Source organism: Variovorax xiamenensis (assembly GCF_050916385.1).
Taxonomy (GTDB): domain Bacteria; phylum Pseudomonadota; class Gammaproteobacteria; order Burkholderiales; family Burkholderiaceae_C; genus Variovorax.
Map to the genome: position 1 here is coordinate 882,942 of NZ_CP139038.1, position 11,759 is coordinate 894,700.

Below are 11,759 nucleotides of genomic sequence, written 5' to 3' on the forward strand. Positions count from 1 at the left end.
GGCGGTTCCTCTTTCGGTTTCAGGTGGATTCACTTCCTTGCCGAACGAAATCCGCAAACCCTCAATGGCGCGCCGAAAAAATCGGATGTCAGCGCCTGCACTCGGGCGCAGCCTTGTCCAGCATGGCCACGATGCGCGCCACCAGCCGCTCGCTGTAGGCCGGGGCGGGGTGCAGCACGTCGGCCATCTCGGCGGGCTTGAAGGACACGGCGCCCCAATCGGCGAACAGCGTGCCGGTCTCGCCGGCCACCTTGCGGGCGATGTCGTCGGTCGCGTCCCGGCCGGTCGCGGCGAGCGGCTGCCGGCTGAGCCCGGTGATGACCGCCGTGCGCCCCTCGGCCTGCACGTGCGCCACCATGCGGCGCAGCGCCGGCTCGTAGGGCTGGCCCGACATCCCGTCGTTGATGCCGTGCTGAAGCACCACGAAATGCGTTGTGAGCGGCGCCGTGGAGAACGCGGGCGCGCGCCGGGCGGCGCTGGAGCCCGGCTCGCTGCTGTCGACTACCGTGTAGGCGGGGCGCAGGCGCTTGAGCATCGCGGCGGGCGGCTCGTCGAAGCGCAGGTTGCCGGCGTAGCCACCATGCAGGATCGAGTCGCCCTCGAAGGTGACGGTGCAGTCGCGCCGGACTGGGGGCTGGGCCTCTGGCGCCGGCTGCTGCCGGGCGGCGGCGCTGCTGCGGCTGACGCTGTCCCTGCTGCCCCCGCAGGCGGGGACCAATGCGCCGATCGCGAGGATGGCGAGCAGCGTGAACGCGATGTCGGACAGGCGGACGCAGGCCGCGCGGCGATGTGCGGGAATAAAAACCAAGGCAATCTCCGGATGGCGCCCCTGGCGATTCAGGGGCGTTCATCCGGTTGCCGAACGAGACGCAGGAACCCGCAATACGGGCCGCAAAAAAAGCGTGGCGTCAGTCCTTCGACGCCACGCAGGCCATCTGCAGCTGCTGCAGGTGCGAGCGGAAGGCGACCGCGTCGTGCCAGCCGTCCACCACGAACCGGTGGTCGCGCGCGGCGGGCACGTTGGCGGCAGGGGCCACGCTCACCCGGTAGCGCTCGTCCACGGAGAACGCGACGTGCAGTGTCTCCAGCCGCAGCGAGGCCGTGGCCTCGCGCTCGCCGGGCGCGGCGGTCGCGAGCCGAAGGATGCAGGGCGTCGCCAGCGTCAGCCTCGCATCCACGCTGCGCGCCTCGTGCCGCAGCATGCCGTTGAGCGCATGGACGTGCTCCTCGGCACTCATGTCGCGTGCGGCAGGCGCGTCCTTGGAGGGATAGCCGTCGGTGCAGGCGCCGGTCGCCGCCGCGATGGCGAGGCCGGCGGCGATCCAGCATCGCCGCCGTGTGGGCACGCGCGCCTTCACACCACCAGCGAGACGATGCCGGCCACCCCCGTGCAGGCGGCCACGCCGGCGAGCAGGCCGGCATCGCGATGGTTCGAGACGAGGCGTTCGCGCCATGCGAGGTACAGCAGCAGGAGGCAGGCGCCGAAGATGATCAACGTGAGTTCGTTCATGGGAAAGAAGAAGAGAAAAAAGGGCGAAAAAGGGTTGCGCCGGCCATGCCCGCGCGGGACGACGACGAATGCGACACGCAGGCACAGCGGCCCGCGTGTCGCGCGTTTCGAGGATGTCGATGGAAAAGGAAAAGACGCGGACCGGCTGGTCCGCGCCATCGCCTAGGCGGCGATGTCGTCGTGCATGCGCGGCGGCTTCAGCGGAACCCGTGGCACGCGGGACGCGGGCGTGTGCGTGTGTTGCGGCGGTGGCGCGTCGCGCCACGCGGCGTGATGCAGCGTGGCGTTGCGCAATCCGCAGATTTCGGAGAGATCAGGCGCGAGCTCGGTGGCCGGCGACCGCTCCTCGAGCGTGGTGAGAGGCTCCGCCGGCGCCTCGCAGTGGGAGCCGGGCAGATGAAGCCCGGCGGCGACGGGTGCCATCGCCGCCTCGTGCGACTGCGCCAGCGCGGCAAAGCTCTGGCAGCCCAGTGCGAGCACGAGCAGCAGCGACAGGAGCCAGCGGGGCATCGTCGGGAGGAAGGGAAGCTGTCGGAGGTGTGTGTCTTCAGCGCTTGGCGAAGACGCCGTTCCACGCGAACACCGAGTTGGGGGCGTTCACGCGCAGCGGCAGTGCGGCGGGGCTCAGCGGGGCTTCCTTCTTCCTGGGCTGCGACGGTTCGTGCTCGACGCGCACGCCCTTGGCCAACTGGTCTTCGACCAGGCTCTGCAGCGTGACCGAGCCCAGGAATTCCATGACGTGGTGCTTGGCGGATGCCCAGAGCGCTTCGGTGGAATAGCAGCCCTTGCCGCCGCCCTCGTTCTTCCTCGACGAATCTTCCGCGTCGGACAGCGGTTGGCCGTCGACCGAGGCGAGGATGTCCGCCACCGTGATTTCGGACGCCCGGCGCGTCAGCGTGTAGCCGCCGCCCGGCCCGCGTGTCGCCTTGATCAGCGCGTGCTGGCGCAGCTTGCTGAACAGCAGTTCGAGCGACGAGCGGGCAATGTGTTGGCGCTTGCTGATAGACGCCAGTGGCACGGGGCCGTCCTGCTCGCGCATTGCGACATCGATCATGGCCGTCAAGGCGAAGCCGCCCTTCGTCGTGAGACGCATGGAGTGTTCCTCGGTGTTGGGTTTTTGCAAACGATGGGGCATAGGTGTGCAAAAGGCCCCGAAAAGTTTCCGGGGCATGAGGACGACGGGTTTTGAAACAGTTTGCAAAAGTGCCGGCGCCGGCAGGCATTCGCCCGGCATCGGACGGCGGGGAGCGGTTTTCCGGTGCTCTGTAAAGTGTCGGGCGATTCCGCAACTCTGTTCGTCCGCCCGCCTTGAACTCCATTCCCCTCGACCGCACCCGCTTCGATGCCGCCATCGTCGACCTCGACGGCACCATGGTCGACACGCTGGGCGACTTCGCCGCCTCGCTCAACCGCATGCTCGACGATCTCTCGCTGCCGCACGTGGCGCCCGCCGCCATCGAGACGATGGTGGGGAAAGGCTCGGAGCACCTGATCCATTCCGCGCTCGTGCATGTGATGGCGTCGCCCGATGCCGACGCGAAGGCGCGCGCGCTGTTCGAGCGTGCGTGGGAGCGCTACCAGCACCACTACCTGGCGGTCAACGGACGGCATTCGGAGGTGTACCCGGGCGTCATCGACGGGCTGAAGGCGCTGCGTGCGCAAGGCCTGCGGCTGGCCTGCCTCACCAACAAGCCGACTTCGTTCGCCAAGCCGTTGCTGGCCGACAAGGGGCTGGACGGCTTCTTCGAGCTGGTTTTCGGCGGCGATGCCTTCGAGCGAAAGAAGCCCGACCCGCTGCCGCTGCTGAAGACCTGCGAGGCGATGGGCACGACGCCCGCGCGCACGCTGATGGTTGGCGACTCGAGCAACGATGCGCGCGCCGCGCGTGCGGCGGGCTGCCCCGTCGTGCTGGTGACCTACGGCTACAACCACGGCGAGCCGGTGCGCGGCGTGGATGCCGACGGCTTCGTCGATTCGCTGGCCGAGCTGGTGCCGGCCGCCCGGCGGTAGCAGCTTCGGCTACTGCTTGCCGAGCAGCGCGTCCTTCAGCTTCCAGTCGGCCGGGTTCGGGCCGAGCCAGATGCGCAGCAGCGCATTGAAGAAGGCCTGCTCCTTGATCGGATCGGGCTGGGGCACGCCGCGCACGGTGATCAGCGTGCCGGTGCCGGGCAGCCAGTCGATGGTGAAGGTGTCGCCGGTCTTCAACTGCTTCTGGTCGGCGAACATCTGGCCCATGCGCAGCAGGCCCGGGATGAGGTTGACCATCTCGCTCTTGGGCGAGTTGTCTTCCACGCCCTTGGTGAAGAGCTTGCCGAGCTCGTTCGCGTCGATGTCGCGCAGCATGGTGATGGCCACGCGCTTGGGGCCGGGCGCGGCCAGGGCCTCCTCGGGCGTCGACACCTTCTTGCCGACGTACAGGCCGGCCGTGTAGACCTTGAAGATGGCCTTGTAGCGGATGCCCGCGCCATTGAGCACGAGGGGCGTGCCGCGCAGGTCCATCTGGTCTTCGAGCTTGACGCCGCCCACGTCGACCTGCGCGGCCGAGGCGCCGAGGCTGGCGGTTGCGAGGCAGGCAGCCAGGGCGAGACGAGAGAACATGGTCGTGAACGGAAGGGCGGTCAACGCTGTCTCCTTGGAATTTTGCGAACGGTCGTTCGAATGTATCTTTTTGTTCTACTCCTTCGGCTTCGGGGGAACCCTGAAAGCCACCGCCGGAGCGGCCGGTTGCGCCTGCGGGCGTTTTCGTGGGCTAAACTCCGCGACTCATATGTTCGTTCATCACATCATTCAAACAGGTGAAGGCAGCCGGGGAGCCTGGCCCTGGCGTCGCCATACTTCGCTGACTGTTTGATTGCGCGGCGCACGCCGTGCGCCCGCGGTTCCGGACCGGCATGCACGCCGACACCGGGCCACCCGTGAATGACCTTGCCGCCGGCCGAAGGAGCGCCGCAGGCAACTGGAGAACGAATCCGTGATCACCGAACTTGAATTCAAGAGCCTCAGCGCCCAGGGCTACAACCGCATTCCGCTGATGGCTGAGGCCTTTGCAGACCTCGAGACCCCCCTTTCCCTTTACCTCAAGCTGGCCCATTCGCAAGGCGGCGGCAAGCACAGCTTCCTGCTCGAATCGGTGGTGGGCGGCGAGCGCTTCGGGCGCTACAGCTTCATCGGACTGCCGGCGCGCACGCTGCTTCGTGCCAGCGGCTTCGGCGCCGAAGCCGTCACCGAGGTGGTGACCGACGGGCTGGTGGTCGAGACCGTCAAGGGCAATCCGCTGGACTTCGTGGCCGAGTACCAGAAGCGGTTCAAGGTGGCGCTGCGGCCGGGCCTGCCGCGCTTCTGCGGCGGCCTTGCCGGCTACTTCGGCTACGACACCGTGCGCCACATCGAGCGCAAGCTCGAGAAGAGCTGCCCGCCCGACGCTCTGGGCTGCCCCGACATCCTGCTGCTGCAGTGCGAGGAACTGGCCGTCATCGACAACCTCTCGGGCAAGCTGTACCTCATCGTCTATGCCGATCCGAAGCAGCCCGAGGCCTACGCAACGGGCAAGCGCCGCCTGCGCGAACTGAAGGAAAAGCTCAAGTACTCGGTGAGCGCGCCAGTCGTTAAGCCGACGCAGCCGCATCCGCCCGAGCGCAGCTTCGCCAAGGCCGACTACCTTGCGGCGGTGGAGCGCGCCAAGGAAATGATCGCCGCCGGCGACTTCATGCAGGTGCAGGTGGGCCAGCGCATCAGCAAGCGCTACACGGAGTCGCCGCTGTCGCTGTATCGCGCGCTGCGTTCGCTGAACCCGTCGCCCTACATGTACTACTACAACCTCGGCGACTTCCACGTGGTGGGTGCTTCGCCCGAGATCCTGGTGCGCCAGGAGAACACGGGCGAGGGCGAGCAGAAGATCACCATCCGTCCGCTGGCCGGCACGCGCCCGCGCGGCGCGTCGCTGGAGCTCGACAAGGCCGCCGAAGTCGAACTCATCAACGATCCGAAGGAGCGCGCCGAGCACGTGATGCTGATCGACCTCGCGCGCAACGACATCGGCCGCATCGCCAAGACCGGCACCGTGAAGGTGACCGAGGCCTTCGCGGTGGAGCGCTACAGCCACGTGATGCACATCGTGAGCAACGTCGAGGGCACGCTGAAGGACGGCATGACCGCCATCGACGTGCTCAAGGCCACCTTCCCGGCCGGCACGCTGACCGGCGCGCCGAAGGTGCATGCGATGGAGCTCATCGACGAGCTCGAGCCCACCAAGCGCGGCCTGTACGGCGGCGCATGCGGCTACATCAGCTACGCGGGCGACATGGACGTGGCCATCGCGATCCGCACCGGCATCGTGAAGGACCAGATGCTGCACGTGCAGGCCGCTGCCGGCGTGGTGGCCGACTCGGTGCCCGAACTGGAGTGGAAGGAAACCGAGGCCAAGGCGCGTGCGCTGCTGCGCGCGGCCGAGCTGGTCGAGGAGGGGCTGGAATGAGCGCCGCGCCCGATACCCAGAGCGACTTCTCGCACGAGATCATCGGTGCTGCCGTCGAGGTGCAGCGCGTGCTTGGCACGGGGCTCGACGAAGCGGCCTACGCAGCGGCGCTGGCCATCGAACTCGCCGAGCGCGAGATCGGCTTCGCGCGCGACGTGGCGCTGTCGGCCAGCTACAAGGGCCGTTCGCTCGGCGAGGTGTATCGCGCGGGCTTCGTGATCGAGCAGTCGGTCATCGTCGAACTCAGGGCGGTCGACGTGCTGACCGACCTCCATCGCGCGCAGGTGCTTGCCGCGCTGCGTCTCTCGGGCCTCAAGCTGGGCCTCCTGATCAACTTCAACGTGTTCCCCGTCGTCAAGGGCGTGCACCGGATTGTGAGCAAGCCATGAAACTGCTGATGATCGACAACTACGATTCGTTCACCTACAACATCGTCCAGTACTTCGGCGAGCTGGGTGCGGACGTGCAGGTGCATCGCAACGACGAGATCACCGTGGAGCAGATCGGCGAGCTGATCGCCTCGGGCGTGACGCGGCTGGTGGTGTCGCCGGGGCCGTGCTCGCCGGCTGAGGCGGGTGTCTCGGTGGCTGCCATCGAGGCCTTTGCGGGCAAGCTGCCGATCCTGGGCGTGTGCCTCGGCCACCAGGCCATCGGCGCTGCGTTCGGCGGCAAGATCGTGCGCGCGCAGCAGCTCATGCACGGCAAGACCAGCGAGATCACGACCACGCAGGAAGGCGTGTTCGCGGGCCTGCCCCAGAGGTTCGTCGTCAACCGCTACCACTCGCTTTCCATCGAGCGCGAGAGCTGCCCGAAGGCCCTGGCTGTCACCGCCTGGACCGACGACGGCGAGATCATGGGTGTGCGGCACACCGGATTCGCGCACGACGTGCGCATCGAAGGCGTGCAGTTTCACCCCGAATCGATCCTCACCGAGCACGGCCACGCCATGCTGAAAAACTTTCTGGACTAGCCGACCATGACAGACCGTACACCCCTCGTCGACCTGCGCAGCGACACCGTCACGCAACCCACGCCCGCGATGCGCGAGGCCATGATGGCGGCGCCCCTGGGCGACGACGTCTTCGGCACCGATCCGAGCGTGAACGCGCTGCAGGAAAAGATCGCGGCCATGCTGGGCTTCGAGGCGGCGCTGTTCGTGCCCACCGGCACGCAGAGCAACCTGTGCGCGATCCTGTCGCATTGCGGGCGCGGCGACGAGTACATCGTCGGCCAGCAGGCGCACTGCTACCGCTGGGAAGGCGGCGGCGCGGCGGTGTTCGGCAGCGTGCAGCCGCAACCCCTCGACCATGCGAGCGACGGCACGTTGCCGCTGGCGCAGATCGAGGCGGCCATCAAGCCCGACGACGCGCACTTCGCGCGCACGCGGCTGCTGGCGCTGGAGAACACGCTGGGCGGCAAGCTGCTGCCCTTCGAGTACGTGCAGGCCGCGACCGAGCTTGCGAAGAGCAAGGGGCTGCAGCGACACCTCGACGGCGCGCGGCTCTTCAATGCCGCGACGGCGCAGGCAGCGCTGAACAAGCGCAGCGACATCCGAGCGGAAGCCCGCCGCATCGCGCAGTGCTTCGACAGCGTGTCGGTGTGCTTCAGCAAGGGGCTGGGCGCACCGATCGGCTCGGCGCTGGTCGGCTCGCGCGAATTCATCGCTCGCGCGCACCGCATCCGCAAGATGGCGGGCGGCGGCATGCGGCAGGCCGGCCTGCTGGCCGCGGCAGCCTCCCACGCGCTCGACCACCACGTCGACCGCCTGGCCGACGACCACGCGCTGGCGCAGCGCCTGGCGCAGGGGCTCGAAGGCATCGAGGGGCTGACGGTCGAGGCGCCGCACACGAACATCGTGTTCGTCGATCTCACCGGCGCCGCGCAGGCGCGCTCCTCGGAGCTGCTGGCGAGCCTCAATGCGCAGGGCATCCTCGCGACGGGGCTCTATCGTCTGCGCTTCGTGACGCATCTCGATGTCGATGCAGCCGGCGTAGACCGTGCCGTCGCTGCCATCCGCGCTTTCTTCAAATCCTGAAAACGGCGAGAACGCGATGCCCGATCTTCCTCATCTGCTCGCATTCATCGCCGCCGGCTGGCTGCTGAACCTGACACCGGGACCCGACGTGCTCTACGTCGTGACGAACTCGCTGCGCTCCGGCGTGCGCGCCGGCATCGTGGCCGGGCTGGGCATCACGGCCGGCTGCTTCGTCCACATCTTTGCCGCTGCCGTCGGCGTGGGCACGCTGATGGCGACGTCGGCGACAGCCTTCACGGTGCTCAAGTACATCGGCGCGGCCTACCTGCTGTACCTGGGCGTGCGCATGCTGATGTCGAAAGCGGCGCCGCCCACCGACCTCGATGCGGCCGCCGCCGCGGTGGGCGGGGAGCGCAGCCTGAAGGCGATCTTCCTGGGCGGCTTCTGGACCAACGTGCTCAACCCGAAGGTGGCGTTGTTCTTCCTGGCCTTCGTGCCGCAGTTCATCGCGCCGGGTACCGGCAACACGGCGCTGGCCTTCGTGCTGCTGGGCGTGCTGTTCAACGTCAACGCCATTCCCGTCAACGTGGGCTGGGCCCTGGCGGCGGGCTGGATGGCGCGGCGCAGTGCTGTGCAGAAGGGCATGCACTGGCTCGACCGCGCCGCCGGCGTGCTGTTCATCGGCTTCGGCCTCAAGCTCGCATTCACCGACGCGCCCGCCGCCGTTCGCGTCGGCCGCTGATTCATTCCGAGGAGACTTTCCATGATCACCCCCCAGGAAGCGCTGCAGCGCACCATCGAGCACCGCGAGGTCTTCCACGACGAGATGCTGCACATCGTGCGCCTCATCATGAGCGGCGAGTGCTCGCCCGTGATGATGGCCGCGCTGATCACCGGCCTGCGCGTGAAGAAGGAAACCATCGGCGAGATCACCGCCGCCGCGCAGGTGATGCGCGAGGTGTCGACCAAGGTGCCGGTGAAGGACGCGACGAACCTCGTTGACATCGTGGGCACCGGCGGCGACGGCTCGCATACCTTCAATATCTCGACCTGTTCGATGTTCGTGGCTGCTGCCGCGGGCGCCAAGGTGAGCAAGCATGGCGGGCGCAGCGTGTCGAGCAAGTCGGGCAGCGCCGACGTGCTGGAGTCGCTGGGCGTGAACATCAACCTCAAGCCCGAGCAGATCGCGCGCTCCATCGAGGAGTGCGGCATCGGCTTCATGTTCGCGCCGAACCATCATCCGGCGATGAAGAACGTCGCGCCGGTGCGCAAGGAGCTCGGCATCAAGACCATCTTCAACATCCTCGGGCCGCTGACCAACCCGGCCGGCGCGCCGAACATCCTGATGGGCGTGTTCCACCCAGACCTCGTGGGCATCCAGGTGCGCGCGTTGCAGCGGCTGGGCGCCGAGCATGCCGTGGTGGTCTACGGGCGCGACGGCATGGACGAGATCTCGCTCGGTGCCGCCACCATGGTGGGCGAGCTGAAGGACGGCGAGATCCGCGAATACGAACTGCACCCCGAGGACTTCGGCTTCCAGATGTCGAGCAACCGCGCGCTGCGCGTGGAGACGCCCGAGCAGTCGAAGGCGATGCTTCTGGGCGTGCTCGACAATCAGGCAGGCCCCGCGCTCGACATCGTGCTGCTGAACTCCGGGGCGGCGCTATATGCGGCGAACGTGGTCGATTCGGTGCAGGCGGGCGTGGAGCGCTCGCGCGCCGCCATCGCTTCCGGCGCGGCGAAGGCCAAGCTGGCTGAGCTGGTCAAGGCCTCCGCGACCGTCTGAGCTTCAAGAGAACAGGAACCCCAGAAGCCATGTCCGACATCCTCGACAAGATCGTTGCCGTCAAGCACCAGGAAGTGGCTGCGGCACTGAAGCGTGCGCCGCTCGAAGCCGTGCGATTCGACGCGGAAAGCCGCGTGCTGACGCGCGACTTCGAAGGCGCCCTGCGCGCCAAGATCGCGGCAGGCCACGCCGCGGTGATCGCCGAAGTCAAGAAGGCTAGCCCGAGCAAGGGCGTGCTGCGCGCGGACTTCATTCCGGCCGACATCGCGCAGAGCTACGCGGAGGGCGATGGCGAGATCAGCGCGGCCTGCCTTTCGGTGCTGACCGACAAGCAGTTCTTCCAGGGTGGCGTGGACTACCTCAAGCAGGCGCGTGCATCGTGCGACCTGCCGGTCTTGCGCAAGGACTTCATCGTCGATGCGTACCAGGTGTACGAGTCGCGTGCGATGGGCGCCGATGCGATCCTGCTGATCGCCGCCTGTCTGGACGACGCGCAGATGACGGACTACGAAGCCATCGCGCGCGGGCTGGGCATGGCTGTTCTGGTGGAGGTGCACGATGCGGCCGAACTCGATCGTGCGCTCAAGCTGAAGACGGCGCTGATCGGGGTCAACAACCGCAACCTGCGCAACTTCGAGGTGTCGATCCAGGCGACCATCGACCTGCTGCCGAAGCTGCCTGCCGATCGCCTGCCGGTGACCGAGTCGGGCATCGGTACGCGAGAGGACGTCGCCACGCTGCGCGCGGCCGGCGTCAACGCATTCCTGGTCGGCGAGGCCTTCATGCGCGCCAAGGAGCCCGGCGAGGCCCTCGCGGCGCTGTTCAGATGAGCCGGCCCGATCAACTGTCGAGCAGCGATCCTGCCGACTGGCCGGTGGCGGAAGGCTGGCAGCCGCTGGTCGACGAGTTCTTCGGCAGCGCCGTGGGGCAGAAGCTGCAGGGCTTCCTGCGCGAGCGGCTCGACGCGGGTGCCGTGATCTTTCCGCCGCAGCCGTTGAGGGCACTGGAACTCACGCCGCCGGACGACGTGCGCGTGGTGATCCTGGGGCAGGACCCATATCACGGGCGTGGCCAGGCCGAGGGGCTGGCGTTTTCCGTGGCACCCGGCGTGGCGCTGCCGCCGTCGCTGCGCAACATCTTCAAGGAACTGCAGCGCGATCTGGGGACGGCGCCGCCGCCGTTTCCGAATCCGGGCGGAAGTCTGGTGAAGTGGGCCACGCATGGCGTGCTGCTGCTCAACACCTGCCTGACGGTCGAAGAAGCGCAGCCAGCCAGCCATTCCGGGCGTGGCTGGGAGGTGCTGACAGATGCCGTCATCCGTCATGTTTCAAACGGCGCCAAACCTGTTGTTTTTATGCTGTGGGGCTCGCACGCCCAGAGTAAGCGGGCGTTGATCGACGTTAAGCGCCATAAGGTGCTGATGTCGAATCATCCATCGCCTCTTTCGGCCCAGCGGCCGCCGGTGCCGTTTATCGGCTGCGGACATTTCGGCGAAGCACGCGCTTGGCGGGAGGCGCAGCGGTCGGCGGGGTGAAAACTTAGGCGATAATCGTGGGCTAACGCCTCGAGCGGTTTCCCGGCATCTTTGTTGATGCTTGGGTTTCTGAGTAGTCACAAAACCGTGCTATATTTCGAGGTTCGCCGGAGAGGTGGCCGAGTGGTTAATGGCAGCAGACTGTAAATCTGCCCTCTTACGAGTACGCTGGTTCGAATCCAGCCCTCTCCACCAGCGATGAATTTGGTTTCTAGGAGCGATTGGATTTCGCGCTTTGGGTGCCTTGGGTGCCCCCGATGCGGGAGTAGTTCAATGGTAGAACCCCAGCCTTCCAAGCTGATGACGCGGGTTCGATTCCCGTCTCCCGCTCCAGAGACCCGGTTCGGCGCCGGAAGCGAATTTGGTTAGATAAAAAGCCCTTTTGGCTCAGTGGTAGAGCACTCCCTTGGTAAGGGAGAGGTCGCGGGTCCGATTCCCGCAAAGGGCACCAGTTTTTGGGGGTTGCAACGGCAGCATTGC

The 11,759-nt window shown here is 67.1% G+C and carries 16 protein-coding genes and 3 tRNA genes; 13 read left to right on the forward strand and 6 right to left on the reverse strand.

The window, feature by feature from the left end:
* Window positions 1-88: 88 nt before the first annotated feature.
* The 3 genes from SFB74_RS03825 to SFB74_RS03835 all read right to left on the reverse strand — a co-directional run bounded on the left by SFB74_RS03825 (window position 89) and on the right by SFB74_RS03835 (window position 1,510).
* A complete protein-coding gene (locus SFB74_RS03825) occupies window positions 89-808 on the reverse strand; it encodes a GDSL-type esterase/lipase family protein (protein WP_432729365.1) in 720 nt (239 codons plus the stop codon).
* 100 nt (window positions 809-908) lie between these two features.
* Window positions 909-1,346 (reverse strand): hypothetical protein, encoded by a 438-nt coding sequence (locus tag SFB74_RS03830; protein ID WP_432729366.1) that lies wholly within the window; start codon window positions 1,344-1,346, stop codon window positions 909-911.
* 8 nt (window positions 1,347-1,354) lie between these two features.
* Window positions 1,355-1,510, reverse strand: a complete 156-nt coding sequence (locus SFB74_RS03835) for a hypothetical protein (protein ID WP_432729368.1) — start codon at window positions 1,508-1,510, stop codon at window positions 1,355-1,357.
* Between SFB74_RS03835 and SFB74_RS03840 the strand changes: the two genes are divergently transcribed.
* On the forward strand, window positions 1,509-1,676 hold the full coding sequence (locus tag SFB74_RS03840) for a hypothetical protein (protein WP_432729369.1): 168 nt from the start codon (window positions 1,509-1,511) through the stop codon (window positions 1,674-1,676). The two genes, SFB74_RS03835 and SFB74_RS03840, sit on opposite strands and share 2 nt — an antisense overlap.
* Here SFB74_RS03840 and SFB74_RS03845 read toward each other — a convergent pair.
* The gene (locus SFB74_RS03845; RefSeq protein WP_432729370.1) at window positions 1,673-2,020 is read right to left on the reverse strand and encodes a hypothetical protein; all 348 of its coding nucleotides are present in this window, start codon (window positions 2,018-2,020) and stop codon (window positions 1,673-1,675) included. The genes SFB74_RS03840 and SFB74_RS03845 overlap by 4 nt on opposite strands.
* A gap of 37 nt (window positions 2,021-2,057) precedes the next feature.
* Window positions 2,058-2,603, reverse strand: a complete 546-nt coding sequence (locus SFB74_RS03850; RefSeq protein WP_432729373.1) for an Rrf2 family transcriptional regulator — start codon at window positions 2,601-2,603, stop codon at window positions 2,058-2,060.
* A gap of 215 nt (window positions 2,604-2,818) precedes the next feature.
* Between SFB74_RS03850 and SFB74_RS03855 the strand changes: the two genes are divergently transcribed.
* Entirely contained in the window at window positions 2,819-3,520 is a 702-nt protein-coding gene (locus SFB74_RS03855) for a phosphoglycolate phosphatase (protein ID WP_432729374.1), read from the forward strand.
* Between the two features lie 9 nt (window positions 3,521-3,529).
* On the opposite strand, the gene SFB74_RS03860 is transcribed toward SFB74_RS03855, so the two are convergent.
* A complete protein-coding gene (locus SFB74_RS03860; protein WP_432731873.1) occupies window positions 3,530-4,108 on the reverse strand; it encodes a chalcone isomerase family protein in 579 nt (192 codons plus the stop codon).
* Between the two features lie 373 nt (window positions 4,109-4,481).
* Here SFB74_RS03860 and trpE point away from each other — a divergent pair, with 373 nt between their 5' ends.
* The 11 genes from trpE (at window position 4,482) to SFB74_RS03915 (ending at window position 11,730) form a co-directional block, all read left to right on the forward strand.
* Entirely contained in the window at window positions 4,482-5,984 is a 1,503-nt protein-coding gene (trpE, locus tag SFB74_RS03865) for an anthranilate synthase component I (RefSeq protein WP_432729375.1), read from the forward strand.
* On the forward strand, window positions 5,981-6,373 hold the full coding sequence (locus tag SFB74_RS03870) for a GxxExxY protein (protein WP_432729376.1): 393 nt from the start codon (window positions 5,981-5,983) through the stop codon (window positions 6,371-6,373). Before trpE ends, SFB74_RS03870 begins: the two co-directional genes overlap by 4 nt.
* The gene (locus SFB74_RS03875) at window positions 6,370-6,954 is read left to right on the forward strand and encodes an aminodeoxychorismate/anthranilate synthase component II (RefSeq protein ID WP_093208994.1); all 585 of its coding nucleotides are present in this window, start codon (window positions 6,370-6,372) and stop codon (window positions 6,952-6,954) included. The genes SFB74_RS03870 and SFB74_RS03875 overlap by 4 nt, the downstream gene beginning before the upstream one ends.
* A gap of 6 nt (window positions 6,955-6,960) precedes the next feature.
* Complete coding sequence (gene ltaE / locus SFB74_RS03880) at window positions 6,961-8,019, forward strand: low-specificity L-threonine aldolase (RefSeq protein ID WP_432729377.1); 1,059 nt, start codon at window positions 6,961-6,963, stop codon at window positions 8,017-8,019.
* A gap of 16 nt (window positions 8,020-8,035) precedes the next feature.
* On the forward strand, window positions 8,036-8,701 hold the full coding sequence (locus SFB74_RS03885; RefSeq protein ID WP_432729378.1) for a LysE family translocator: 666 nt from the start codon (window positions 8,036-8,038) through the stop codon (window positions 8,699-8,701).
* 21 nt (window positions 8,702-8,722) lie between these two features.
* On the forward strand, window positions 8,723-9,745 hold the full coding sequence (trpD, locus tag SFB74_RS03890) for an anthranilate phosphoribosyltransferase (protein ID WP_432729379.1): 1,023 nt from the start codon (window positions 8,723-8,725) through the stop codon (window positions 9,743-9,745).
* 29 nt (window positions 9,746-9,774) lie between these two features.
* A complete protein-coding gene (trpC, locus tag SFB74_RS03895; RefSeq protein WP_432729381.1) occupies window positions 9,775-10,575 on the forward strand; it encodes an indole-3-glycerol phosphate synthase TrpC in 801 nt (266 codons plus the stop codon).
* Window positions 10,572-11,279, forward strand: coding sequence for a uracil-DNA glycosylase (locus SFB74_RS03900; protein ID WP_432729382.1), 708 nt, complete (start codon window positions 10,572-10,574; stop codon window positions 11,277-11,279). Before trpC ends, SFB74_RS03900 begins: the two co-directional genes overlap by 4 nt.
* A 109-nt stretch (window positions 11,280-11,388) precedes the next feature.
* A tRNA-Tyr gene (locus SFB74_RS03905) sits at window positions 11,389-11,474 on the forward strand.
* A gap of 64 nt (window positions 11,475-11,538) precedes the next feature.
* Window positions 11,539-11,612: transfer RNA gene (locus tag SFB74_RS03910), tRNA-Gly, on the forward strand.
* 43 nt (window positions 11,613-11,655) lie between these two features.
* A tRNA-Thr gene (locus tag SFB74_RS03915) sits at window positions 11,656-11,730 on the forward strand.
* The last annotated feature ends 29 nt before the right edge of the window (window positions 11,731-11,759 follow it).